This is a genomic window from Pseudoalteromonas piscicida, assembly GCF_000238315.3.
Lineage (GTDB): Bacteria > Pseudomonadota > Gammaproteobacteria > Enterobacterales > Alteromonadaceae > Pseudoalteromonas > Pseudoalteromonas piscicida.
This window is the reverse complement of sequence record NZ_CP011925.1, coordinates 186,559-212,376: the sequence shown is the minus strand read 5'-3', so window position 1 is coordinate 212,376 and position 25,818 is coordinate 186,559. Positions and strand designations below refer to the sequence as shown.

Below are 25,818 nucleotides of genomic sequence, written 5' to 3'. Positions count from 1 at the left end.
TCTCTCCTCAATAAGATGAAAAAAAGATAAAACAAAAACAAACATATCAAAAATGCATGTTTGTTATAGTATGTAGATCATTTACGCATAATTTTATACGGTGATGGTATGGGTGTACCTGAGTTAAATCTACGTAGTATTGACTTAAATCTGTTAACGATCTTAGAGAAGGTGTTGATCCACAAGCATATTAGTCAAGCCGCTCAAGCATTAAACATGAGCCAGCCAGCAGTGAGCCGAGCCCTGATGCGCTTGCGTAAGCAATTTGCTGATCCATTATTGGTAAAGGTGAAAAATGAGTACCGTTTAACTGCAAAAGGTGAGCGCCTTCGTAGCGAACTCGAGCTATCACTTACTACTATTCGTCATATGTTGGTGGATGACGAGTTTGATCCCCTGCAATACTCAGGCGTATTCACTATAGGGGCGCTGGATTTCGAAATGATGATGATAGTGCCGAAATTGTTAGCGCGTTTTCAACAGCGTGCTCCAAATTTGAAATTACAAATTGTGTCTTACAACTCGTTTATACCGCTTCATGACTACTTGGAAAAGGTGGCGGATTTACTACTGTACTCCACGGATGAGACACCCACCAACGTATTTAAACAGCGCTTATTTAATGATAATTATGCCATAGTAATGTGTTGTCAGCATAAATGGGCTCATCAGCCTATGACGTTAACCTGTTATTGCCAGAGCCGACATCTCATCATTTCTGGTAATGGCTTGTGCAAAACGGATATGGATCATGAGCTGAAAAGGTTGGATGCTCAGCGGGAAGTAGTGGCATCTTTACCACATTTTTCGATGGTGCCGGAGTTATTGATTAACACGGATCTGATTGCCACATTACCAAAACGTCTGGTCACTCATTTAAGTAGACGTTATGACATCACGGTGGCCGATTTACCGTTTCACACTGCCGATTTTCAAGTTGAACAATTTTGGCATCTCATTCATCACAATAGTCCAATCCACCAGTGGGTGAGGCAGGAAATAAAAAGCTTGGTGGATGAAGAAATCGGTGAAGCGGTGTAAGTCCACTCAATTGAATCGCCTTTTCACTCGGTCTCCTAACTGAGCATTAGCTCTTTCGACAGTTCTGTTATTGCACAGCGCTTCGCACAGTTAGACACCCAGAGTTCTTTTTAGGCAGTGCAGCAAAGATAATCCGAGATACGAACTTATCCGTCACCACATCGCTTTGCGCTTTATCGCTACTGTTATAGAGTTGCAATTGATTATTTTCGACGAAGTAAAACCCCAATTGCTTTAATCGTGCCGCCCATCGGTATCCCGATGCTAAATCACACTTTATATAAACACTTAACTCTCGATATTGCATTTGCGGATCACCGCCCCACAGCAACTGATAAGGCACATTTGCACGCTGTAAAGCCCCTTGCCAAAATCGTGATAAGCGCTGATTTTTATCTTTACAAAGTACCTTTCCATGTGGATTCCACAGACTTAAGATAGCGCCCCGTGTATCAAAGCGGATTGGCTGTAATGGTTGAAAATATACTTGTAAATAAAGCTGCCACAGGTTTGGTTCAATTTTCATGTTTTACTGCTTGTTTGATTGTATTGACCAGTTACCAAGATAGGCTCATGGCTGCAGGTTTGGCTGCTCCACGTAACCGGCTTATACATCTTATCAATAACTAAAAAATTATCACTTAACCAATACAGCAACTCGCTTTTGCTCGTTCTCCGTGAAGGTTTGTTTGAGTAGTGATTCGACTTTTTCTTTTGCGATTTGGCTATCACCAAGCTCGGCTAAAATATTTTGCTTTTGCAGCATAAAGCTTTGTAGTTTTTGCTGCCAATGCTTTTGTTGCTTCTGGACTTCAAGTATACGCGTTGCGGCTTTATCGCCGTAGTCAGCACTTAGTTCATTATAGTGTTTTTGCTGCCAGTTTGCGTTTAGGGTGTGTAACTGGGCTGAGGTTTGAAATAACACTTGTTCGCGCTTTGGAAGCCCACTGATATGCGTTTCAATTAATTGCTGTTTTTGCGACTCAGATATAGATGCGTCTGACAAAATTTGCCAGCGACTCAAAGCTTGCGTATCCCACGCATTATCATCTTCAAACCAAACTGCAATCACTTCATCCGTAAAAAATTGCCGCTGCAGTGCGTGTAGCAGTTCAACACGTTCTTGTAGATTAAGATGTGTGTCCACATCAATTAAGGCCTGCTTAAATTGCACGTAGAGACCTGCAACTTCGTGAAGGCATTGTGGTAATAATTCCAGATAAGCTTGCCACTGATCGGCTTGGTTATGGTTTTGTAGCTCAAAAAGCCAATCGTCTATTTGGTGCTTATGCTGTTTATTAATGATCTCACAATGTAAGCTTGCAGGTGCACTCTTTTTGGGTTGTGGGACCTTATGCGCATCATTTTTCAGCTCCGATAACTCCGCGAACCGGGGAACATGACGCGGCGTCTCTTGCTGTTCACTCTCGATATAAACCAGCGACAGCATAGTCAAAATGATTAGCAAAAGGCCCCACTTTTTCATAGCGCCAGACCTTTTAAGCGGCGAATATGCTGGCGATAAACGGTTAATGGGTCTGTTTCGAACAAGTGATGAATACCAATGGTGTGGTTTACCTGATCTAAATGGTTCATTTTGAATTGGTTATTGATCACCTGACCTAAATTACTAGAACAAGCTGATACTAGGCCGTCGTTGGCCTCATCAAAAACTTGAGAGAACAGTGCAAGTGCGTTGTCAGCAGGGTCAAATACGTTGGTCCACGCTTTGCTGCCACTCCATGAAAAATAATGCACGCCATTGCTCGCTAGACTTTGCGTTTCGCCACAATAATGGCTTGGCACACCCTCAGGGTATTTTTGGTTAAATGCTAATGTGCCAGCCGTGGTCAAAGCGCCTAGCGCTTCGAGTGCGTCTTTTGGTGCGGTTGCTTTACCAGATAACAAATCAATCAACCCCGCAAGGCCGTTAGCAAGCGACGCTAAAAACTGCTCCGAAAATGAACCACTGTCTACTCCACCGCGAACAACATCAGCAAAACGGCTACCCCAGTTTACGCCACCAATACTAGTCGCTGAGGCCACCCACTCAGGTTTAACTGAAGCAACGTAGCGAATAGTTTGCGCGCCTTGGCTGTGACCAATTAAATTAACTTTGTCTTTCCCCGTTAATGCTCGAACCAACGCAACTTGCTCTAGTAGTTGCTCACCACGCAATTCTGAATTATGGGCTGATGATACTTCTGCAACATAAACCTGCCCACCTTCCTCATGGATCACTTGTGGTACGCGATAAAAATAATCTACTCCGAGCAGATTATCAAAGCCAAACAGACCGTGAACTAATACCACGGGATACTCTAATTCCTCACCGCTGTGGGCGGGAGAGGTAACGACCGATAGCAACCCAAGCAGGGCGCTGAGAATTAACCTTTTCATGTACTTGCTCCAATTATTACAATTTAGTAACAAATAAACTTTAGATTACAATGGTCAGAGGTCAAGCCAGAATAGTGTAAAAAATGAAATTTTGATGAATATTACATAAACAAAAGTAAATAATGGGGGTGTAAGTTAGTACCTAGGATTCCCCAAAAGAAGCCAAAATACGGCTCCTTTTGCGAATTTCTAAAAATTTGGATCAATCGAGGGGAAGGTCTACAAGCAATCAGCGTGAGGATAAGTTGTGAGCTCACCTAAATGCACTTGGTAACTATTGCCGGTAATAGCTGTGGTACCGTAATGCCCGGCATCAGAACCAATAGTAAACGCCTCTGAAGCTGGGATCCCCGCTTTGATAAAGGCTTCAGCATCTGTTTTCGCATTACCATAAGCACGAACGACATCAATACCCTGCGCTTTTAAGCGATTAATTTCCGCAGTTTTATATTCTGCTGTTTTAAACAGGCTGGTTTCATTGCTAAGTGATGTGCGTAGAAAGCCTTGCGGTAAGCCCATCCAATTTAACCAACCGCGTGTCCCTTTAGCATACCAATACACTCTGGCTGTCAAAAATACGGGTTGATAGCCCAAATCAAGATAGTGGCGAACTAAATCATAAGCGCCATCTTTGGGGTCGGCATGATCTATTCCGGTATAGTCGCCAATTTGCTCGGCATCGGATTCGGTCAATGTGCCATCGATGTCAAACAGGACCGCTTGAGTGCCTGGCTCAACAACCGTGACATAACCTTGTGCACCAGTGCCATCAGCTGGTACGCCTGCGTATATACGATACTGACCCGCCGATAACTCAGGCAAGGTGATAAACGCCTTGCCATCGCCATTGGTGGTTTGCTCACCAAGATATTGCCAATTTGTGTCCGACTCAGCACGGTAGTAAAACTCCACCGACTCGAACTCCAAGTCTTTATGAGTGATGCTACCGTAGTCAAATTTAGCAGTGATCTGAGTTGAAGCACCGGCAGCGGTTACTTGATCGTGCACCATATGGTAACTCGGCAACCAAGATAAGTATTTGTTAAACGAGCTAGAAAAGCTACGCTTGACCATATTAGGTGCAGCATAATGGGTTTCTAATGCGGTAATACTTGGGCAAGTATGGGTTGCCAGTGATGAAAAAGAGGCAAATAACGCTGCGGTTAAAATAGAATGTCTCATGCACGACTCCGTGTTTATTATTGTCATAACGAATATGTCACCCAAGCAAATAATCGACTTACGTAGGTAACAAAGAGCAAGGCACAACAGAGTTGGCCTTGTCATAAAACGCTAGAGCATAAACTCGAAATGTGTCAAATTTGTTAACCTAAATATTTTATTTAACATTCCATAGATGTTCTACCATCTCTTGTGTACTGACTTCCATGCAACCTTGGCGGTTAACGCCTGCCCAAAGGGGGCTAAAATCGCCGCATCCTTGCTTTTCAGCAGCAGCGCGCAATGGCGTCAAAGCAGCTGATGCATATGGAAAAGTCGGTACGTCTTCGTTAATGAAGTTAAGATCTATCATTAGCCGATTTTCAATCCCACGGGCAGGGCGACCAGAAAACACATTGGTCACGGCAGACGGCTCAGCCAGTGATTTAAGTGCATCACGATGTACCAAAGAGGTGCTAGCTTCATCACATAGTAAGAAGCAAGTGCCTATTTGTGTTCCACATGCACCCAGTTCATGCATCATAGTAACATCATGATGAGAAGCAATCCCCCCGGCAGCCACTACAGGAACCGATAGCGCATCAGCGAGGATAGTTACCAATTGACGAGTATGTAGTTGAGACTCAAGCTTTGTCTCTGTGAAGGTTGCCCTATGCCCACCCGCTTCAATCCCTTGTGCTATTACGATGTCTGCACCATTTTCAGCTAACCATATCCCCTCTTCTAAGGTCGTTGCGGAAGATAAAATAGTCGTCCCCCACGATTTTACGAACTCGACCAATTCAGTATCAGGAAGCCCAAAATGAAAACTGATCACGGGAGGTTTATAAGGCGCGATGGCCTCAGCCATTTCCCTATCAAATGGGCGTCTTAAGATCCCCATGTCATCGCTAGGTGTTAACTCCAGCTCATCGTAATATGAAGCCAGCTTTTTCTTCCACTTGTCTTGTTGATAAGGGTCAAGTTCCGGCATTTCATGGCAAAAAAAGTTAAGATTATATGGGCCTGAAGCATATGCTTTAAAATGCTCAATTTCAGCAACGACCTGCTCTTTACTCAGCATCCCACAAGGAATTGAACCGAGTATTCCGGCATTTGTTGCTGCAGCCGCTAAGCGCCAATTTTGCACACCCGCCATTGGCGCTTGGATCATAGGAATAGAGATATTAAGTAATGTGGTAAACTGCATCACAAGGTCCTTGTTTTTGGGCAAAACGACATAAAGCCGAAAGTGCTTTCCAGTGTGAGGAAGAAGCGCTTAACGGTCAATGATTGTGCGGCTAATAAAGCAAACTTTCTCTTGCCAAAACAACCATGTTTGAAATAGTGTTTCTATAACAATACAAGGACGCCGTGATGAATATCTCTCTAAGAGCCATTGATAAACACAACTACGAAGCCATTTGCGATTTAGATGTCAGCCCTGAGCAGCAAGATTTGGTAGCCTGCAACATGTTTTCCATCGTGGAATCAAAATTTAATGATGGCTATACCACGCGCGCAATTTATCACGATGATGAAGCTGTTGGGATGCTAATGTGGGTACAAGAGAGTATAGAGCGCATCTCCATTTGGCGCTTTATGGTTGATCAGCAATGTCAGCAACAAGGGATTGGGCGTAAAGCGCTCACCCTCGCACTCAAAGAAATCAAGCTGACACCAAACCTTACCACCATAGAAATCTGTTATGTACCGAGCAACCCCGTTGCAAAATCGTTTTACGCGAGCTTTGGCTTTGAAGAAATTAGAATCAATGAAGATGATGGTGAAATGCTTGCTGTGATCAAACTGCCTCTCTAACAAGTTGTAATCTCCAGTAATTTGCGCAATTGGAAGCGTAGGTTAAACTCACTAAGAATGAAGTACGGTTGTTCAAGGGAAGTAGAGTTAACATGCACGAGCATACAAAACGCATTTGTGATTTTCTCACCGAAATTCAGCTACCTTTTCGATTTCATGAAGTCGAGGAAAATACATTTTTACCTGGTCTAAAAACGGTAAAAGGTACACTTTATATCGATAACGAGAAATTGCTATACCCCGGTGATATATTGCACGAAGCCGGCCATATCGCCGTATGTGAGCCGATATTCCGCGACCAACTCCATGAAGACGTGTATAAAAATGGTCTCAAAAATGGCCGAGAAAAACAAGCCATGCAAGGGGAAGAAATGGCCGCCATTGCTTGGTCGGTTGCTGCCATCCAATATATTGGTTTGCCTTTAGAGGTCGTATTACATAAGGATGGCTATAAAGGCGCTAGCGCTAGCTTCGTAATTGCTTTTAAGGAAGGAAACGGATTCGGCTACCCATTACTCAGTGCATGGGATATGACTTGCCCAGAACAAGGCTTTCCTAAAATGCAGAAATGGATCAGGGATCATCGCTGGATTAATGAATTAAGTTAATCCCTTCCCTATCCAAACCTTAAGTTATCTAGGGCCTGCTGACCTTTTCTGTTTGATTTTTGTTCTCCTGAGTGTGTTTTGATCGCGACGCTCGACTTGTCGCCTAGTAATCTAGGCAAAAGTTGAGCAACAATGAACAAAGCGCACTCAGGGGAACCCAAAGGGCAGCGCTTGATTGGCATTTCTACTGTGTTATCGCCTAACTTACATAGAATAACTATGCTACGCAGGCTCTGCCTTGTATAAATACCAATCAAACTGCTGCAAAAACAAACTTGAAAGGTCAGCAGGCCCTAGCAGCTCGAAATAAAAAAGCCCGACTACAAAGTCGAGCTTGGGGAGGCGTGGCGCTTTGGATTGCCACTTGCTTACTGATTAAATTCTTTCTCAGACAGTTTGCCATCTCCGTCGCTGTCTAGCTTATCAAAGATTGAAGCAAGAGATTCTGACAGTGACGCTTCGCTTTTAGAGATAAAACCATCTTTGTCTAAATCAAAATCGTTAAATTCTGCTGCCATTGCTGAGCCGGCAAAAAGTACTGTGGCGGCTGTAATTGCTGTTGCTAACTTTTTCATTGTGACCTCCTAGCCTTTAAAGTTAGAGAATTCAGAAGCGCTTAGCTGACCATTTTTGTCTGCATCTAGCTTCTCGAACTGACCAAGTAATGTTGATGATACTGATGCTTCTTGCTGGCTGATCTGCCCGTCTTTATCCTTGTCTACATCTTGAAATGATAAGGTTGCTGCCAGTGCCATCGTACTCACCAATACACCTATGGTCGTTGCACATACCGTTCTAAGTTTCATAGCCATTCTCCTCACTATGCCCGTCTCTCATTGCGGCTCTAGTCGCAAATTAACCTTTAAAGTTAGAGAACTCAGTTTCGTTTAGTTCTCCGTCAGCGTTTACATCTAGGTCTTTAAACTGCTCAATAAGCGCTGTATTTACTTTTGCTTCGCTCATGCTAATAGCACCGTTGCCATCTGTGTCATAGCTTGCGAAATCTTCACCAGCGATAGTATTTGCTGAAGCTAATGTTAAACCCGTGATTGATAGTGCGATAAGTACATTTTTCATCATTTTGCTCCTAAAATTTCCTAAATATGATTTGCTTCTGGACGGCTTGACTAGCCCTGGAAGTTTGCGAATTCAGACTCGCTTAACTCACCGTCGGCATTGCTGTCTAGTTGCGTAAATTGCTCTGCAAGCGACTGATTTACTTTTGCCTCAGTCATGCTGATGGTGCCGTTACCGTCAGTATCATATTTAGTGAAATCTTCACCAGCTAATGCAGAAGCTGAAGCGAATGTTAAACCTGCAATTGAAAGTGCTGCTAATACGTTTTTCATGATAGTCCAATCCTTCTGTCGTTTTCGTAATGGTGTTAAAGGCAGTGGGCGCTAAGCCCACCTAGCAATTAACCTTCGTAGTTCGCGTACTCAGATTTGCTTAGCTCGCCATCGGCGTTCGTGTCTAAGTCTGCAAACTGTTCAGTTAACGAAGTGCTTACGCTTGCTTCAGTAACGCTGATTGAACCGTTGCCATCAGTATCTAGTTTTTCGAAATCGCCACCAGCAAATGCTGATGCTGAAACCATTGATAAACCTGCGATAGATAGTGCTGCTAGTACGTTTTTCATAATCTAATCCTTCAATTGTGTCATTTTGTTCTGATGAGCTAGGCATGCGGCCCAGCTCTTTAACTCATTATTAAATCCAGTGCCAAATTAGCCTTCGTAATTTGCGTATTCAGACTTGCTTAGTTCGCCATCGGCATTAGCGTCTAAATCCGCGAACTGCTCGCTCAATGACGCGCTTACGCTCGCTTCAGTTACACTGATTGAACCATTGCCATCAGTATCCAATTTTGCGAAGTCATCACCAGCGAGTGCTGACGCTGAAACCATTGATAAACCTGCGATTGATAGTGCTGCTAATACGTTTTTCATAATCTTTTCCTTAAATTGGGGTATTTTTAAATTTTGCTATTATGTCGTCGGCTTGTGATTAGCCTTCAAAGTTATCAAACTCAGACTGGCTTAATTGGCCGTCTTGGTCGGCGTCAAGATCTTTAAACTGCGCCATCAAATTTGGATTTGCTTTTGATTCGCCTAGTGAGATGTAACCATCTCCATCAACATCGTATTTATCAAACTCAGAGTTTGCGTGAGCACCTACTGATGCGAAAGAAAGTACAGCTGCTGATAGTGCGATTGCTAAAGTTTTCATAATCAGTTCCTCTCATATTTCTAAACTTGTCGTTTCTGCTTCTCTACGTTGGTTTGTGTTGAAGCGAATGTTTTTTGCTTTCGAGATAACTATTCCAACTTTGATGCCAAAGTTTAAAAGAATATAAAAATCAACAAGTTAAAAACAAAGATGAATTTTCATTAAGGATGGATTCAGTGAGATTGTTGCCATTTAGCAACAGGAGATGTCGAGATAAAATTAAAACTTATTTATTTTCAATAAGTTAAACTGTCGCATAAAAGCAACACCTTAAAAAATTAGGATGTAAGTGCAGCCCAAAGCGGTTAAGTTTCATGCGACAATCATTCACATTCGGTATTGAGCAGAACCGCCAGAAAAAATTTTTATAAAAATATCGAAAATTTTTCCTTATCTTTCCTAAAAAATCAGAAAACAAATAAAAAGAATTAAAAATCAACACATTAAAATAGGTTTTCATCCCAAAGCAATTGCTATAAAAGTGACGGAGTGAGCAGGAAACTGACGAAAAACAGAAGTATTTTAAAAAAGTAGCAGAGAAAAAAGAGAGATGTTGCTAAAAAGCAACACACGAGGGCCTGTTGAGCTTTGCTGTTTGACTTTTGTTCTCCTGAGTGTGTTTTGGTCGTGACGCTCGACTTGTCGCCTAGTAATCTAGGCAAAAGTTGAGCAACAATGAACAAAGCGCACTCAGGTGAACCCAAAGGGCAGCGCTTGATTAGCATTTCTTCTGTGTTACCCCACAAGGATGTGGGGTAAGGTGACTTTGCAGAAGCACAAAGTCTTTATCGCCTGACTCACATAGAGTAACTATGCTACGCAGACTCTGCTTTGTATAAATACCAATCAAACTGCTGCAAAAACAAACTTGAAAGATAAACAGGCCCTAAATTTGTGTTAGATTACGAAGCGGTACCCAACCTTGCAGCTCAGACTTTTTACTTGAACACCACACCCAACCATTGAGTTGGTTATGCCCCAACAGGTGTTCATCTTGAACTACCGATAGTTCCTGAGCGGTATAGTCCATTAATGCAACACCTTGTTTGGGATTGACTAAGCGAAATACTTGAGCAGGTACCCAACCAGACACTTGCCCCTCAGTTTCACAGAAAAACCAATTGTCCCACCCCTCTTCGCCTTCATATTCTTCACCAACGTTCAATCTGGCGCCTTGTTTAAACGTGATGGGGGTCGGAAACTCATTGATATGTTCCTTGATTACTCGATATTCGATATCTAACTGCTTATTTTCCAAGTTTTAATTCCATGTAGACAGACAGCGGATCCGATTTGTAATCACCAAATTCTTTTCTTTCGATAAAACCAAACTGCGCATATAACCGGAGGGCTTCTGGTTGCTTAACTCCGGTTTCTAACCGTATCAGTGGATATTGACGATTATCTGCAAAAGCGATTAACTCGGACAAGATTGCTTTTGATAAACCAAGACCGCGATGATTTGGCTTTACATAAAGTCTTTTCAACTCACCATAGAGACAATCATGATGCTTTTCGACGATTGCGCCGCAAGCAATGATCTCGCCATGCTGGATAATGCCAATAAAATGCGCAGTAGGTGAACATAACTCTTGCAATGCCGATAGCTGGTTGCTTTCAGCGGGGTATAGCGAGTTCATCAGCGCATCAATTTCTACTATTAATGTATCAAGCGATGGAACACTCGCATCAAGTGCAACGATTTGCATTTATCATTTCCTTGATTTTCGGTATTAATTAACTAGAGTCGATAATTAAGCTGAATACTCAAGTACAACTATTACTAGTTTGGTAAAGCTCAGCTTCTCCCTCAGTTAGCCTTAATGTACATCAACCATTAGACTGGCGTTTTAACTCTTCTAGCATACGCTCATCGCCCATCAAGTTTTTGAGGATGGCTTTAACCTTAGGGTCCGATGCATTTTCGTAGAGAGACAGCAAATCTTGTGCGATCCTTTGTTGCTGCTTTGGATCAGCGCCTGACTGGAAGTACTGTGACATCAATCCTTCTGCTGCGAGACTTTTCACGTAATCATTAGGCTCTTGCTCTAACATTTTCACAAACGACTGTGACAAACGCTCATCAACGATAGGTGTACGCGACACAAGCTCAAGCGCCTGTAGCCTCAACTTTTCATCACTCATGTTATGCGTCATATTGAGGATAGATTCTACAGCTTGATAATCATATTGCTCTAATTCATTGCGATTTAGCATAAACATGTTCATTTGCAGCTGACTCATTGCAGCTAAACGTTCTGCCGCCGGCAAACTGTTATTTAGAATTTTCTGTTTTAAGTCGTTGCTGATTTGACTTGCGTACTCAGGATCAGTTTTGATCCGCATTTCGTAGTCTTCGGGTAAGTCTTCATAAAAGCCATAAATGGGGTTTTCTGCTTTCATCTCGTCAATTTTCTGCTGCTCACGCTTTTCTATCAAGGAGAAGATTAAAGACTCAAACTCATCCGGCGCTTGCTCAGAAAGTAAATCAGACTTTTCCATCGACAATGCCTGTAACCTCGTTTCAAGTTTATTGATCCGAGCCATTAACTTAGTAACTTGTTCAGACTCATCAGTTGAAATCTGAGTGCTCTGCGTATACTGAGTTGCATTATAGTGAGGCTGTTGAGCTGAGCTCTGATATACGTGCGTTGCCACAGGAGAGGTTGCTAATTTGGTTTGAATGACATTAAACCCAGAAAAAGCCAATGCAAGAACTGAGCATGAAAGCGCTATATTGAGTTTAAGATTAGACATGAACGAGTTACCCTTATAAAAAGTAGCAATGTAATAGATCTGCAAGACAAATACTGTAAATGATTGTACTGTAAATTGATACAGCAAGAGGCAATTACGCAGATAATTATTACACTTTGCATAAGGTGAAAAAACGAGCCTCTAAACAGCTTGCCATAATTGCCAACAAGGAATGACTGTGAATAATATACTGCAAACCGTCCACTATAAACCTATCACATTGCTTTTGCTTGGCATTGCGACCGTGACGTCTTTGCTTGGCAGCAGCCTACTTTGGCAAAGTCACCAAGCCTTATTTCAATGGGTTTTACCATCAGTCTCACTACTTCTTGTGTTGCGATTAGGGTGGCATGTTCGTAAAACCAGCTTGGCTACTAGTCCCAGTACTTTACACAAAGACATAAAACTCTGTTGGATAGCCCTGCTCTTATGTACTGGCGGAGATATCGTCAACTTCAATCTCTTTGAGCTTTATCATCGTCAAGATCAAACCATAAAGCATGACTACTTGATCGACTCTATTTGGTTTTTTGCCTTTGGTTATGGGCTTTTACTCGGACTGCTTATTCGGTTTTTAAGGCGAGAATTTGCATTAACATTAGCAACCGCGACCGTATTGGTTGTGGTGTCTATTGCGTTATCGTCGCTTAGCTATAAAATGATGTACCTACCAACGATAAGCCAATACTCCCTGCTGTTGAGCGCAAGTTATAGCTTATTAGTGACCTTGCTCGGTGTTTTTGGTTTTTGGCTTATGATTCAAAACCTTAAACTCAACGAAAAAACCAACTACGCAGTTGCCAGCGGCTTTATTCTAGCAATGCTAGCGGATGCTATTATCGGTCAATTTTGGCTGTTCGCAAACCAAGGGGATGGCTACTTTCCTATTGCAAGGCACGTTAATTGGGTCATCTATATTGGCTCGCAAACGCTACTATTATTGTTTCCTATTGCCATGATAAAAACTAATGTTGCTACACCCAAGGCATAGACAATAAAAAGGCCGAACGATGTCGGCCTTAACTATTTGTGCGCTATATCGATAAGCAACTTATCTTTTGACAATCGCATTGTGGTAAACGTTTTGTACGTCATCCACATCTTCAAGCATGTTGATTAGCTTTTCGAATGTCTCGATTGCTTCTGGATCTTCGATTTCTACGTGAGTTTGCGGCACCCAAGTGATTTCGTCTACCTCAAACGTGATCCCCTCAAACGCTTCTGTCAGTGCAGTTTTCGCCTTGAAGTATTCAGTGTGAGGTGCGAAAACAGAAACTTGGCCGTCTTCAACTTCTACGTCAGTAACATCAACATCAGCCATCATTAGCGCTTCCAAAACTGACTCGTCGTCATCACCTGCAAATCCTAAGATTGCAAAGTGGTCAAACATATGCGCCACACAACCTGGGTTACCTAAGTTTGAACCAGTTTTGGTAAACGGTAAGCGAACATCTTTGATAGTACGGTTCATGTTGTCTGTTAAACAGTCAACGATGATCATGCTGTTGCCTGGACCGTAACCCTCGTAACGCGCAGGCGTGTAATCTTCACCTGCACCGCCTGCCGCTTTTTCGATTGCTTTATCAATAACGTGTGCAGGAACTTGATCTTTCTTTGCCTTGTCGATTAATCGACGTAGTGACAAGTTCGTTTCAGGATCTGCGCCGCCATTTTTAGCAACAACGTAAATCTCTTTTCCGTATTTTGAGTTTACTTTTGTTTTTGCCGCCGCCGTTTTTGCCATGGCGTTTTTGCGGACTTCAAATGCTCTGCCCATCTTAATGCTCGTTTTTATAAAAATTGGCGAAGATTTTACCAAGACATTTGAGTTACGGCTATACCCTTATTATCCGTGATGGTAATTTGCTTTAAGTCACACAATTATATGTTTGTTTTGCGGCTATTTTGTGGCGGACCTAAGCAACTTTACTATAGTTAATATTGTTAAAATTTAACGCTACGGGTGGCTTATATATGATCACGTTTGGTTTGGGAAAAGCAAAGAAGCAAGATGGACAAGATACAGCGCTATTTCAACACTTTAAGGCAAACACCCCTTACTTAGAAGTAGATTATCAAACAGATATTTTTCAGGTTAGTCAAGCCTTTACCCGCTTACTCGGATACCCAGTTACCCACGAGCTGAAATCTCTCGCTTTTATATGTCACACCTCAACCGATGCCGCCGCACTTAAGCGTGGGCTCGCTCAACTTGAGCACCAAGCACATGTAAAGATAGCGCTCTCTCTCAATACTGCGAATGACCACAAACCGAAGAAGTTGTTACTGGAGCTATCACGTGCTCAAGAAGGCAGAATTTTAGTTATTGCGACTGACATCAGTGATTACCTCACAACCATTGCCAACATGAGTGCAAATTTACAAGCTTTATCAGCGTCCTTTGCGATTATCGAATTCGACATGCACGGTAAAGTACTGAGCGCGAATGACAACTTTTTGTCTGTCATGGGTTACAGCCTAGAGGAAATACAAGGCAAGCATCACAGTCTGTTTGTTAAGGATGACTACGCAGCCAGTGAGGAGTATCAAGCATTTTGGCAACGCCTAAACAATGGCGAATTTTTTGAAGGTGAATTCGCAAGGCAAACAAAATCAGGCAAAACGATATGGATCCAAGCCACTTACAATCCTATTTTTGACGAACAGAATAGGCCCATTAAAGTCGTAAAATATGCCTCAGATATCACCGCACAAAAATCAAAAGCTGCTGATTTTCAAGGGCAAGTTGATGCCATCAAACAAACTCAAGCCGTTATTGAGTTTGACCCTTACGGCAACATAAAGACTGCAAACACGCTATTTTTAAATGCGGTTGGTTACACATTAAGTGAAATACAAGGCCAACACCATCGACTATTTGTGGCACAAGAAGACGCTGAGAGCAGCGAATATCAAGACTTTTGGCATGCTTTACGACAAGGTAAGCATCAATCAGGTGAGTTTAAACGCCTAACCAAATCAGGAAACACTCTGTGGATCCAAGCAACCTATACTCCCATCTATGACGAAAATGGCCAGTTAGGCAAAATCGTCAAATATGCCTCGGATATTACTCAAGCAAAACTGGCGTCTTTCGACTTTGCCGGACAACTCAAAGCCATCAACCGCTCGCAAGCCGTTATCGAGTTTGATTTGCAAGGTAATATTTTAAAAGCAAATGAAAACTTCCTGTCTGTCATGGGCTACAAGAAAGAAGAAATCATTGGCAAGCATCACAGCATGTTCGTCGACAGCTTTTACGCGCAAAGCAGTGAATACAAAACATTCTGGCAGCGTTTAAAACAAGGCCAATTTGAAACAGGCGAGTTTCAACGCAGAGGGAAAGGTGACAAAGAAATTTGGATTCATGCCACCTACAACCCAATTTTAGATGAGCAAGGGAAACCGCTAAAAGTCGTGAAATTTGCGACAGATATTACCGAACAAAAAGCCATTGCTGCTGATTTTGATGGTCAGCTTCAAGCCATTCGTAAATCACAAGCCGTCATTGAGTTTGCAATGGATGGTACTATTTTATGGGCCAACGAGTCATTCCTAGATACGATGGGGTACTCACTTGACGAAATCAAAGGTAAACATTACCGTATTTTTGCTACACACGAACAAGCCACTAGTTCTGAATACCAGCAATTTTGGCAAAAGCTCAATCGAGGTGAGTTCGACTCAGGGCAATACTTAAGATTGGCAAAACAAGGTCGAGAGGTATGGATCCAGGCGTCTTATAACCCTATCCTCGATCAACAAGGCCGTCCCTTTAAAGTCGTTAAATATGCAACGGATATCACAGAACAAAAACAAGCGGTTGAACATATTAAAGATGCAATCTTGGCAATGGAACAAGGTGATTTAAGACATAGGATCACCCACCACATAGGTGGCGAGTTCTCGGTGCTGCAACAAGTAATGAACGGCTTATTCGATAAATTAAGCGACTTAGTTAACACCATAAACAGCGGTGCAGAGCAAGTGTTTGATGTGGCTAAACAAATCGCGAATAACAACGAAGAACTCAATAGCCGCATTGAAAATCAAGCGGCGAGCTTGGAAGAAACCGCCGCCACTATGGAAGAGCTTACCGCTACGGTTAAAAAGAATGCGAGTAGCGCGAGCAATGCCGCAGAGAAAGCGACTATTGTTAGAGAAAAAGCACACTCGGGTAAAGCATCGATTGATGATGCCATTACCGCAGTAGGTAAAATCGAATCTTACAGCACGAAAATCTCTGACATTATCAGCGTCATTGACGAAATCGCTTTCCAAACCAACCTCTTAGCCCTCAATGCTTCCGTTGAAGCAGCGCGGGCTGGTGAGGCTGGACGCGGATTTGCCGTGGTTGCCGGAGAGGTGAGAAACCTTGCTCAACGTAGCGCATCAGCGGCTCGTGAAATCAAAGCATTGATCAAAAATAGCGTTGATGCTGTGGCGCAAGGCAGCAAACTTGTATACGAGTCTGGCACTACTTTCGATGAGCTAATGCAATCAATTGCCGAGGTGAGCAAAATGGTGGCTGACATAGATAACGCTGGGAAAGAGCAAGCTGAAGGGATAGCTGCGGTTTCCACCACCATCGCGCAAATGGATAATATTACTCAGCAGAACGTTACTCTGGTTGAAACAACATCTCGTTCAGGTAGAAATATGGAAAATCAAGCCAAACTACTTACCGATCAAGTTGCATTTTTTCAACTAGATGAATAGTTAAGGACGCACAATCTATACAACCACATACAAGTAATTTACCGCAATACCCGTTGTACCTTTAATGCATCGGGTATGTTATGCTCGTCCGGCTGGCTAATCTTCCTTTTGTTTATCGTTTTACCCCATTTGGACTGTTTTATTAGGCAAAAGGAAAAATGATGATAAGTCCAGTTACACCAAGCGATTACCAGGAACTACTGGCTGTTTGGGAAGACTCTGTGCGAGCCACTCATGATTTTATCACTGAGGCGGATATCGCTTATTTTAAACCTATTATTATTGAACAGGCGTTTCCAAACGTTACGCTGCACTGTGTAAAAAATAGCGACGCGGATATTGTCGGTTTTATTGGTGTACATGACCGAAAGATCGAAATGTTGTTTGTACTCGCGAAAAGCAGAGGACAAGGTGTCGGAACTGAGCTGCTTCACTTTGCACTTGAAACACAAAATGTGCAGTTTGTTGATGTCAATGAGCAAAACCCAGAAGCCATCGGCTTTTATGAAGCAAAAGGTTTTAAGGTATATGAACGCTCACCAACTGACGATATGGGAAAGCCTTTTCCAATCCTGCGAATGCGACTTATAGAATCTAATTAATTCATATTTTAAGCTCAACAGGAGCTAATCGTGTTGAGCTTTACTTACCTCGAAATAAACTACTTAATGGTGAAAAACATGTGTTGCGTCAAGTAACGTCAGCATTTCTCTCTCAGGTAAACACTCTTGATTAATATACTGAGTGAGTTTGGGGTCACTCTCACAAAATAATATATCAAGTGCCAACCTATTTTTGCCATAAATACCGCGATGTATCATATTGGCTGAGAAAGCGAGAAGATCACCCGCTTTCAGTGGAATAGTTTTACCTTCTGACAGACTTTCATGATTATGATGCCCTGCCTGCTCTAACCTCACGTTTAACTCTTGCACTGTGTCCCAACGCGTGTGAGTACCTGGGATCAATTCTATTCCGGGCTCATCTTCCAGTGCTAACCGAAAATGAACCACTTCGGGCCCCGACAACAACGCTTGTTTTTGCTCTTCGATGGTTAAATGGTATTGCGGATCTCGGTGCCAATAATTGAGTTGAGTGATGTTCACTGGGTTAAAAAATAGCTGAGTATTCATAAACCTAAACTCACCCGAAAATATGGATGTGGCTAGAGACACCAGAGGAGTAGAGGCAATGAATTGAAAAAGGACAAGCCGTTGCTGTTCGCCTAGGTACTTTGGTGCAGTAAGGTAGGCAGAATTTACTGCTCTGTTTTGATAAAAGTCATTATTGTCAGCCCGCCACGCATGATGAAACGCTAAAACGACTTGCTTTATTTTGTTAAGTTCGCCGGACGGTATAAAATTGTGTTTTATAACGTAGCCACACTCGTCAAATTCATGGGCTGATTTTACCATCACATATTGACCTCTGACATTGTCGGAAAATTCCAGTAAATAAATTAACCCCCATGCGGCTTTATAAAAGCTAAGAGGCATTTAGCCCAATCAGAGTGCATATTTATCACCTCTTATCAGTGGCTTAAAAATAGTCGTTCTTTTTCATACCAATTCGCTCAGACAAGCGCACCTTTAGGCCATTCAAAGCGAACTGGTATTATTTACCTGAACTTCAGGTCATTGAATTTTACAGTCATAGAGCACCTAAAATAGCTTCTGCTTTACTAACTTCAAATTGCTTAGGTTGTTCCACATTGAGTGTTGTCACGATGCCATCTTCAATAATCATAGCGTAACGCTGCGAACGTACACCGCCAAATGAACCGGTATCCATTTCAAGTCCTAGCGCTTTGGTAAAGCTCGCATCACCGTCTCCAAGCATCATAATTGTTTCTGCGTTTTGTGCATCACCCCAAGCTTTCATTACAAAAGCATCGTTTACCGATACACATGCGATGATATCAACACCTTTTTGAGCAAGTTTATCTGCATTCACGACAAAACCGGGTAAATGAGATGCAGAGCAAGTTGGCGTGAAGGCACCGGGAACCGCAAAAAGCACTACCTTCTTGCCAGCGAACAACGCTGTTACTTCGTGATTAACCATGCCGTCAGCGGTAAGTTCGCTCAATTCGGCTTGTGGTAATTTTTGTCCAACTTCAATCATTGTTTAAATCCTTCATCTAAGGGCTAATTGCCTTGAGTTTGTTATATAACCTGAGCTTGGGATAGCTAATTTCTTATCCAAACCTGTGGTTATGATAGTCGAGAAATTGTGACTCATGACTACATTTCGATTCGTTTTATATCTACTTGTGGGATTTCGTAACCGGTAAATAGCAGCCATTGTTTTTCTGCTATATATACAAGCCCGCGACTTCGGCTAAAGCTACGTTCTGGAACTCGGATAATATCTTTATGCGCTTTACTGGCAAAGTCAAAATAACTAATGCGGAAGTCTCCATGACGAACATACAAATAGTAAAGTCCCGCATCGGACACTGACCAGCTTGCGCTCGAAGCCAAGTGTGCATTTTCAAATAACAGCGTATCGACCCCAGTTGCCAAATCGATACGCCACATTTCTTGTGTCTCGCTTTTATATACGTACAACATCCCTTCATGTTCAAGTGCGGTGGTGCCAGTAGTTAACTTCACTGGAGCGGTTTTTGAATCAAGAAAAATGCGAAATACATTATTGTCATCAGAAATATAAATTGAGCTACCGTCTTGAGACCAACTGGGTTTACCGTGATACTTTAGCCCAGTTTTTAGTTGCGTTACTTGTTTAGTGGCCATATCCAAAAGTTGAAGTTGGCTTCCTTGATGTGACTTTGTGGTAAAAATCACTTTAGTGCCATCAGGTGACCATGCAGGGTGCATTGCTTGTAACCCAAGCTCTGTCAGTTGTATTCGCTGATCACCTTCCAAATTAGACACCCAAACTTCATCAAACCCTGATTGGTTAGACACAAAGAGTAAACGCTCCGAAACAGGTGAATAACTGGGATAACGGAAGCTAGTTTGTGATTGTAGTAATGGAAAGGGTGAACTGGTGACCTGCGCGTTTAGGTCAAGTTTCATAATAGAAGTATTAATGTTCCAGTCATGAAAATATAAACGCCCTGATTGACTAAAGCTTGGATAACTTAACCCGTCAAACAGCAATGTCCCCAATACTTTACCTTCAAGTGAAAGTTTATACGCGCGACGTGCGCCATGTTCAATCATTGACACAACCAAATAATCATCATTGGGATGCCAACTCACGCCTCGCAGGTCATCATGTCCACTTAATATTTTAACTTCCTTCCCGGTATCCAGATTTTTCAAATAGAGATTTTCAAGTCCGTTCGGCAAGTTGCGACTAATCGCGATTTGCTTGGCATCGGGAGAAAGCGCAATACTTTCAAGCCCACTCCCGTCACAATCTAGCTCACAGCCTAACTCTGCCGCTGTTTTATCGTTTAAATTTAGCAAGGTTACTTTTGGAGGATCCGTAGGGCCTTGCTTTGCGATAAACCCAAGGAGGTTTTTTTCAGCTGAATAGCTTAAGGTAGTGGTCGTATCTGAAATACAGCTAGCTATATCTGATTGTGTTTTGGTCACTATATCCAGTGACTTAATCGTACATACTTCTGAGCGCTTTTCTATATAAAAGAGCGTACGATTGTCTCGCCCCCACACTGATACCGAGACATTTCCAGGACCATCGACTAATACTTCAAGAGGTTCATCTGGACGTTTTAGATTTTTTAAATATAGTCCTGCATGACTGCCAAATTTTCGCCAAGCAAACGCTAGGTATTGCTCATTCGGGGAAACACTAGGAAAAAGCTCACGTCCTGGGTAATCCGTCACACTTTCGAGTTGATGGCTTGACTGTTCAACTAAGAAGTATATAAAAACACTCAGTAGAATGAATAATGTAGCTACTACCCCTGCCACTTTGAGCTTGAAAGGTAAATTCTGCTCGTCAGGCTTACTGGGAGTAGCCTGGATATCGATGAAGGTTGGCTGAGCTTTTAGTCTATATCCAGACTTTCTTATGGTTTCGATCACCTCAAAATCAGCGGTGCTGCTTTCTTCCTCGTTACTTGCAAGTAGGGTTTTAAAAGTTTTGCGAAGATGCCAAATTGCATTAGTTAGCGCTTTCTCTCCAACAAATAAGTTCCCCCCCAAACCTGCTCAATGATTTCTTCTCGAGTAACCACGCTTGGGTAAGCAAGCGCCAATACTGTCAACACTTCGATAAATTTAGGTTGGACACAACACTCCTGCCCGGCACTGGACAAAATATGCCCAACCGGATCAATATTGACATCTAATAACTGATAAGTCGCACTGTGCTGCATTTTTATAACCATGAGTAAATACGTTGTAAATCATACCTAAATTAGCGACCAAAAGACAAAAGTAACGCGACAAACATCATGGCAACAATGCAACACCTCAAGAAATAAGATTTAACAAATTGAATTATATACTTATTTTAGAATAGATATTAAATAGAGTTAAAAACGTCAAAGAATAGATGTCCAATTCGTTGCATGAATCATAGTGACGGTCACAATGGCTAAAATGAGGTGCAGTGCTTTTTTGCTTAGTCAAAACAATGAGGTATGTACTTCTTTCAACAAGCCCTAACTATCTAATAAATAAACAACAATCAGAAATTAAAAGAGGGACTCCCGTGTCACCTAACAATAATATTAAATTACTCGCCCTGTCTATTGCGCTCGCATGTAGCAATACAGCAACTGCAGAAGAGCAACAAATCGACCGTCAACAGGTTGAACAAAGTAGTTCGGTAGTTAAAACGCAAGGTGAAGATAAAGCACTAGAAAAAATCGTCATCACCGGTTCTCGCATCAAGCGTGATAGCTTTTCGGTACCTACTCCTATCGCCACTATGGGGGCTGAGTCTCTCAATGATGCAGGCTTCGGTTCGCTTTCAGATATTCTTTTTGAAGAAATGCCTCAGGTCAGTGAGGGTACAGGGAATGGTAACTCACAAAGCAGCGTGCAAAATACTGGGCTTTCAACTATCGACTTACGTGAGCTAGGAGTTAGTCGGACATTAACGTTAATTGATGGCCGAAGAGTGGTATCAAACAGCTATTCAGGCAACTATGTGAGCCTATCAACCATCCCTAAAGGTATGGTTGAGCGAGTTGAAATCATTACCGGTGGTGCGTCAGCGGCTTATGGCTCCGATGCAGTTGCAGGTGTTGTGAACATCATAACTCAGCAAGATCAAGAAGGGGCTACATTTAGTGCTCGTGGTGGTGAAAGTACCGAAGGCGGCGCTCGTGAATATACGGTAAATGCTGATTACGGTACGACTTACGATAATGGTAAAGGCTACTTATTTGTCAGTGCTACTTACGACGAAGAAAAGGGACTAAGCTACTGGGATAGAAAGCGTGCTCAGCAGCAAGATAGCTGGGACTACGATACCGACCGTATGTGCAACGTGATGCTCACTGCCAACTACGACCCTGATACAAAAAGTGCCTATCACTGCATGAGAGATATTGATAAATCACAGTGGACAAGTTTAAGCGACTCAATTCCCGGTGGTGTATTTGATGAATCAAGCAGTGCCAAACCTAACTCCGGCTTTTGGTACGACGGCACCACCTTACGTGACGATTGGCAAGAAGAACTTCACGGTATCGATTTCAACCAATTTACAATGTTAAAGGTGCCTGACAAAGATCTCTCAGCGGCAGTTAAAACAGAGTACGAGTTTGACTCAGGTACAGAAGCATACTTCCAACTGCAATATAGCCGTAATACCTCTCGCAATGTTAAATCGCCAGAAAGCGAAGATGAGTGCGATGCGATTGTGACCTATGACCCAAACAGCAATCAATTTGGCTCCGACTGCATGGGCCGTATCCCTTATGATAATCCATATATGCCAGAAGCAATTCGAGCTGAGGCAAGCTCAAAAGGCGTAAAATGGGATAGGCTGTTTTCTGAAGTTGGTAATATCGTCAACAGCAATGAAAGAACAACAATCAGAACATGGGGTGGTCTACGCGGTTATATTTGGGATGACTGGGAGTGGGATGTTTCTGTTGGCTACGGCAAATTTAAGCAAGAACAAACCCGCAGTAACGAAATCTACGTTGCGCGAGTTAAACAGGCGCTAAATGCTGAGCGCCTTGCTGATGGTACGATTCAGTGTAAAGATGAGCAAGCACGTAGCCAAGGCTGTGTACCAATTAATTTATTCGGTGAAGGCTCAATCACACCTGAGGCGGCAGACTATATTCGCGCCAATCCTTCCATTACAACGGATATTGATCAGGTAACGGTATCTGGATTTGTTACTGGTGATTTATTTGAACTCCCAGCAGGCGCCGTTGCTTCAGCTTTTGGTTTTGAATACAGAAAAGATACACAGAGCGTATCGACCAACGTGCCAAATGGTGGCGTAACGTTTAACTATGTGCCCACATTTGAAGGCGATGTAAGTGTTCGTGAAATCTTCGGTGAATTATCATTACCGCTATTAAAAGACGCACCAATGGCAAAATCGCTTAGCGCCGAGGTCTCTGCTCGTATCGCAGATTACAGCTGGGCAAATACGGGACTAATCCAAAGTTACAAGGCTGGCTTTATTTATGAGCCAATCGAAGGTTATTCCATTCGTGCAAACTGGGCTCGAGCCATGAGAGCACCGACAATCACCGAACTTATGTCACCACCTCGTGGCGACTATAATAGCTTTGATGATATCTGTGATAGTGTTACTGCAACGTCAACAGGTGCAGGCCACGATAATTGCCGTAAAGATGCGGGAATACAAGCCGCTATTGCCACTGAAGGTACTTTTAAAGACGAAAATAACGGCTACTCACCCAACTCAGGAAATAGCGAGCTGTTTGAGGAAACCGCAGATACCATCACCTTTGGTTTATCTTTAGCGCCTTCCTTTGCACCGGATTTTAGAATTGCGCTAGATTACTACGATATTCAAATTGATGATGCGGTAAGCTCACTTGCTAACGAAGACATCATTAAGTTCTGTTACGCTTCGTCTATGGAATTCGGTGACAATAACGAGTTTTGTCGTGATATTAAACGCGATGAAGAAGGGCAGATTTATGAAGTCAATCAACGAGTCATCAACACGGATGAGATCCGCACTAAAGGTTACGATATCGCACTAGAGTACGTGTTTGACGCTAGCGATTACGGTAGTTTTAAGGTAAAAGCCGATTGGACGCACGTAATTGAATATTCAATTACCAGTACGGGGCCTGACGGGCAATACGAAGACCTTTATGAAGGCTACCTCAACACCGATATCTTTGAAGACAAAGGCGCTATTTCACTGACTTGGTATAAGAATGATTGGCGTGTACGCTGGAGCACAAAATATAAAGGCGCAGTGGAAGCCAGCCGTTCGAGATATGAAGACTGGCAAGCTGCAATCGCCAAAAATAACGAACGCTGTACAGCTGGTGAGACAAGCTGTATCGCAGATCCAGAGCCGCTCTGGCAAGGTGCGCTGCCATCAGTTACAACTCATAGTTTAACGGTAAACTACAGCATGGAGCTAGGCGATAACCGCACTCTCTCTGTTTATGGTGGTGTGAATAACCTATTTGATGAAAAAGGTCCGTTTATCGTCGGCGGCTCAGGTAACTTTGATAGTGCCTATGGCTCAGGTGTAGGACGTTTTGCGTTTATTGGAGCAAAATACCAGTTTTAGACTTCTGCATTGACTTGAGGGGCTACCACTGAGTAGCCCCTTATCTTTACAAACCAAAAAGTGTATCGCGTAACTTATCTGAGATTTTATCAATCTCTGTATTGCATTGATTGTAGCCTTGGCAATTAATAATTGCGCTCATAACCATGTTTTCTGACGGCAGATACCAATTTAACGTCGCGTACCCAATCTCAGCACCGTTATGATGATAAACCGGTTTATTTCCGACGTGCTCGCTAAAGATACCCATGCTGTATTGCTGTCCGATGACATCAGTATCCACCCATACAGATTCGCCCAGCAATTGCTCACGCACCTTAGCGGGAATATCTGGGCTCGTTATTATGATTTTAAATAAGTCACCAAGGTCCTTAGCCGTCGATACAATCGGTGCATCAGCCACACCAATATTGGCATAGTAAGGCTGCGTATTAATTTCATTGCCCTCATCATCAACAAAGTACCCTGATGCAATTTCACCAAACGCCTTTTCGATTCCTCCATAACTCATACTACTTAAGCCAAATGGTTCAAAGATATACTCACGCATCGCCTTTGAGTGATGCTCCCCCAAAACTTTATCCATAATTAGGCCCGCCAATAAATACCCGGTATTAGAATATTTCCACGCAGCTCCGGGTTTGAAATTGGCGTCTTGATTGAGGGCAAACTGCAGTGCAAAGCTGTCCGTTTTTATTAAGTCTGGCTGTTGTAATACTGCAGCAAAAAATTCACCGTTAGCATCATTGAGATAATCATATAATCCAGCCGTATGATTGAGTAACTGCCGAACATACATTTCGTCACCGTTTTCTATCTGTTGTAAAAGTTCGTCAGACAAATAATCACTTATCGGTGCATCTAGATCTAATAACTGTTGTTCATGCAACATCGCCATTAAGAGCGCTGTTACTTTTTTCCCCGCACTGCCATTTGGGATCCTAGCGTCCGTGGTCATGGGTATCGTATTTTCTTTATCTGCTAACCCTGCAGCACCTTGAAATTGAATTGAAGGTGAATCGATATAAAGCACAATACCAGGAATACCCGCTTCAACACTTTGTTCAAGCATTCCTTGAAAATCAACTACCGCAACAGAAGGAGAGACAGGGTTCGGGTTATCATTCGACGTCGGCTGACTATCATTACAGCCAAATAACGACAGTCCACCACACAATAATGTGACCAGTTTTAGTGTTCTCATGAGAAATACCTCGTTTAGTTTAAGTGATAAAACAATAACTAAGGTATGCATGCCATGCTGTCTCTGACTTTTTCAAAATGTATCAAACAGTAACGACTTCCTTTATTTTCATGCATAATGTCAGACCATTATGGAAAGCCAGAACAAGCTGGATACAATTCGATACAACTTGCAGAAAGTCGATACAGCTATA

Annotated in this window: 29 protein-coding genes; 7 read left to right on the top strand and 22 right to left on the bottom strand. The window is 42.6% G+C overall.

The genetic code is table 11. The features are described from left to right. Positions 1–108: 108 nt before the first annotated feature. Positions 109–1,041: a LysR family transcriptional regulator gene (locus PPIS_RS20430; RefSeq protein WP_010375702.1), complete on the top strand. Its 933-nt coding sequence runs from the start codon at positions 109–111 to the stop codon at positions 1,039–1,041. Between the two features lie 67 nt (positions 1,042–1,108). Here the strand turns inward: PPIS_RS20430 and PPIS_RS20425 are convergent, their stop codons facing one another. The 5 genes from PPIS_RS20425 to PPIS_RS20405 all read right to left on the bottom strand — a co-directional run bounded on the left by PPIS_RS20425 (position 1,109) and on the right by PPIS_RS20405 (position 5,812). Further along, positions 1,109–1,567 carry a hypothetical protein gene (locus tag PPIS_RS20425; RefSeq protein WP_010375700.1) on the bottom strand — a complete coding sequence of 153 codons (459 nt, stop codon included), beginning with the start codon at positions 1,565–1,567 and terminating at the stop codon, positions 1,109–1,111. A 111-nt stretch (positions 1,568–1,678) separates the two neighbouring features. Next, on the bottom strand, positions 1,679–2,527 hold the full coding sequence (locus tag PPIS_RS20420; RefSeq protein WP_010375698.1) for a lipase secretion chaperone: 849 nt from the start codon (positions 2,525–2,527) through the stop codon (positions 1,679–1,681). Then, positions 2,524–3,441: an esterase/lipase family protein gene (locus PPIS_RS20415; RefSeq protein ID WP_010375696.1), complete on the bottom strand. Its 918-nt coding sequence runs from the start codon at positions 3,439–3,441 to the stop codon at positions 2,524–2,526. Before PPIS_RS20415 ends, PPIS_RS20420 begins: the two co-directional genes overlap by 4 nt. 219 nt (positions 3,442–3,660) lie before the next feature. Then, the gene (locus PPIS_RS20410; protein ID WP_010375695.1) at positions 3,661–4,623 is read right to left on the bottom strand and encodes an LNS2 domain-containing protein; all 963 of its coding nucleotides are present in this window, start codon (positions 4,621–4,623) and stop codon (positions 3,661–3,663) included. Between the two features lie 157 nt (positions 4,624–4,780). Further along, positions 4,781–5,812 carry an NAD(P)H-dependent flavin oxidoreductase gene (locus PPIS_RS20405; RefSeq protein WP_010375693.1) on the bottom strand — a complete coding sequence of 344 codons (1,032 nt, stop codon included), beginning with the start codon at positions 5,810–5,812 and terminating at the stop codon, positions 4,781–4,783. Positions 5,813–5,979: 167 nt separating this feature from the next. Between PPIS_RS20405 and PPIS_RS20400 the strand changes: the two genes are divergently transcribed. Further along, complete coding sequence (locus PPIS_RS20400) at positions 5,980–6,423, top strand: GNAT family N-acetyltransferase (protein ID WP_010375690.1); 444 nt, start codon at positions 5,980–5,982, stop codon at positions 6,421–6,423. Between the two features lie 92 nt (positions 6,424–6,515). After that, a complete protein-coding gene (locus tag PPIS_RS20395; RefSeq protein WP_010375687.1) occupies positions 6,516–7,031 on the top strand; it encodes a hypothetical protein in 516 nt (171 codons plus the stop codon). Positions 7,032–7,399: 368 nt separating this feature from the next. Here the strand turns inward: PPIS_RS20395 and PPIS_RS20390 are convergent, their stop codons facing one another. From PPIS_RS20390 to PPIS_RS20340, 11 genes are all read right to left on the bottom strand, one after another. Further along, positions 7,400–7,606, bottom strand: a complete 207-nt coding sequence (locus PPIS_RS20390) for an EF-hand domain-containing protein (RefSeq protein WP_010375685.1) — start codon at positions 7,604–7,606, stop codon at positions 7,400–7,402. Between the two features lie 9 nt (positions 7,607–7,615). After that, positions 7,616–7,837 carry a crotonobetainyl-CoA--carnitine CoA-transferase gene (locus PPIS_RS20385; protein WP_010375684.1) on the bottom strand — a complete coding sequence of 74 codons (222 nt, stop codon included), beginning with the start codon at positions 7,835–7,837 and terminating at the stop codon, positions 7,616–7,618. Positions 7,838–7,886: 49 nt separating this feature from the next. Then, positions 7,887–8,108, bottom strand: coding sequence for a PLC family EF-hand domain-containing protein (locus tag PPIS_RS20380; RefSeq protein ID WP_010375683.1), 222 nt, complete (start codon positions 8,106–8,108; stop codon positions 7,887–7,889). A 50-nt stretch (positions 8,109–8,158) separates the two neighbouring features. Continuing rightward, a complete protein-coding gene (locus PPIS_RS20375; RefSeq protein ID WP_010375682.1) occupies positions 8,159–8,380 on the bottom strand; it encodes an EF-hand domain-containing protein in 222 nt (73 codons plus the stop codon). A gap of 68 nt (positions 8,381–8,448) precedes the next feature. Continuing rightward, positions 8,449–8,670, bottom strand: coding sequence for an EF-hand domain-containing protein (locus PPIS_RS20370; protein WP_010375681.1), 222 nt, complete (start codon positions 8,668–8,670; stop codon positions 8,449–8,451). An 87-nt stretch (positions 8,671–8,757) separates the two neighbouring features. Next, a complete protein-coding gene (locus PPIS_RS20365) occupies positions 8,758–8,979 on the bottom strand; it encodes an EF-hand domain-containing protein (protein WP_010375680.1) in 222 nt (73 codons plus the stop codon). Between the two features lie 58 nt (positions 8,980–9,037). After that, entirely contained in the window at positions 9,038–9,259 is a 222-nt protein-coding gene (locus tag PPIS_RS20360) for an EF-hand domain-containing protein (protein ID WP_010375679.1), read from the bottom strand. A 473-nt stretch (positions 9,260–9,732) separates the two neighbouring features. Then, entirely contained in the window at positions 9,733–9,984 is a 252-nt protein-coding gene (locus PPIS_RS25765; RefSeq protein ID WP_081629157.1) for a hypothetical protein, read from the bottom strand. Between the two features lie 161 nt (positions 9,985–10,145). Beyond that, the gene (locus tag PPIS_RS20350; protein ID WP_010375677.1) at positions 10,146–10,517 is read right to left on the bottom strand and encodes an SH3 domain-containing protein; all 372 of its coding nucleotides are present in this window, start codon (positions 10,515–10,517) and stop codon (positions 10,146–10,148) included. Then, a complete protein-coding gene (locus PPIS_RS20345; RefSeq protein ID WP_010375675.1) occupies positions 10,507–10,968 on the bottom strand; it encodes a GNAT family N-acetyltransferase in 462 nt (153 codons plus the stop codon). Before PPIS_RS20345 ends, PPIS_RS20350 begins: the two co-directional genes overlap by 11 nt. A gap of 121 nt (positions 10,969–11,089) precedes the next feature. Then, positions 11,090–12,016, bottom strand: coding sequence for a hypothetical protein (locus PPIS_RS20340; protein ID WP_010375674.1), 927 nt, complete (start codon positions 12,014–12,016; stop codon positions 11,090–11,092). A 178-nt stretch (positions 12,017–12,194) separates the two neighbouring features. On the opposite strand from PPIS_RS20340, the gene PPIS_RS20335 reads away from it, so the two are divergent. Further along, positions 12,195–13,007, top strand: coding sequence for a hypothetical protein (locus PPIS_RS20335; protein WP_010375672.1), 813 nt, complete (start codon positions 12,195–12,197; stop codon positions 13,005–13,007). Between the two features lie 60 nt (positions 13,008–13,067). Here the strand turns inward: PPIS_RS20335 and PPIS_RS20330 are convergent, their stop codons facing one another. After that, the gene (locus PPIS_RS20330; protein ID WP_010375669.1) at positions 13,068–13,793 is read right to left on the bottom strand and encodes a YebC/PmpR family DNA-binding transcriptional regulator; all 726 of its coding nucleotides are present in this window, start codon (positions 13,791–13,793) and stop codon (positions 13,068–13,070) included. A gap of 197 nt (positions 13,794–13,990) precedes the next feature. On the opposite strand from PPIS_RS20330, the gene PPIS_RS20325 reads away from it, so the two are divergent. Both PPIS_RS20325 and PPIS_RS20320 read left to right on the top strand, forming a co-directional pair. Further along, positions 13,991–16,735: a methyl-accepting chemotaxis protein gene (locus tag PPIS_RS20325; protein ID WP_036958049.1), complete on the top strand. Its 2,745-nt coding sequence runs from the start codon at positions 13,991–13,993 to the stop codon at positions 16,733–16,735. Between the two features lie 161 nt (positions 16,736–16,896). Next, positions 16,897–17,337 (top strand): GNAT family N-acetyltransferase, encoded by a 441-nt coding sequence (locus tag PPIS_RS20320; protein WP_010375665.1) that lies wholly within the window; start codon positions 16,897–16,899, stop codon positions 17,335–17,337. 63 nt (positions 17,338–17,400) lie between these two features. Here the strand turns inward: PPIS_RS20320 and PPIS_RS20315 are convergent, their stop codons facing one another. From PPIS_RS20315 to PPIS_RS25515, 4 genes are all read right to left on the bottom strand, one after another. Next, positions 17,401–18,231 carry a phytanoyl-CoA dioxygenase family protein gene (locus PPIS_RS20315; RefSeq protein WP_010375663.1) on the bottom strand — a complete coding sequence of 277 codons (831 nt, stop codon included), beginning with the start codon at positions 18,229–18,231 and terminating at the stop codon, positions 17,401–17,403. Between the two features lie 154 nt (positions 18,232–18,385). Beyond that, positions 18,386–18,859 (bottom strand): peroxiredoxin, encoded by a 474-nt coding sequence (locus PPIS_RS20310; RefSeq protein WP_010375661.1) that lies wholly within the window; start codon positions 18,857–18,859, stop codon positions 18,386–18,388. A gap of 119 nt (positions 18,860–18,978) precedes the next feature. Next, complete coding sequence (locus PPIS_RS20305) at positions 18,979–20,874, bottom strand: PD40 domain-containing protein (protein WP_010375660.1); 1,896 nt, start codon at positions 20,872–20,874, stop codon at positions 18,979–18,981. Then, complete coding sequence (locus PPIS_RS25515; protein WP_010375658.1) at positions 20,838–21,047, bottom strand: winged helix-turn-helix domain-containing protein; 210 nt, start codon at positions 21,045–21,047, stop codon at positions 20,838–20,840. The genes PPIS_RS20305 and PPIS_RS25515 overlap by 37 nt, the downstream gene beginning before the upstream one ends. A 338-nt stretch (positions 21,048–21,385) precedes the next feature. On the opposite strand from PPIS_RS25515, the gene PPIS_RS20300 reads away from it, so the two are divergent. Next, complete coding sequence (locus PPIS_RS20300) at positions 21,386–24,421, top strand: TonB-dependent receptor domain-containing protein (protein ID WP_010375657.1); 3,036 nt, start codon at positions 21,386–21,388, stop codon at positions 24,419–24,421. Positions 24,422–24,467: 46 nt separating this feature from the next. Here the strand turns inward: PPIS_RS20300 and PPIS_RS20295 are convergent, their stop codons facing one another. Next, positions 24,468–25,625, bottom strand: coding sequence for a serine hydrolase domain-containing protein (locus PPIS_RS20295; RefSeq protein ID WP_010375656.1), 1,158 nt, complete (start codon positions 25,623–25,625; stop codon positions 24,468–24,470). Positions 25,626–25,818: the final 193 nt, after the last annotated feature.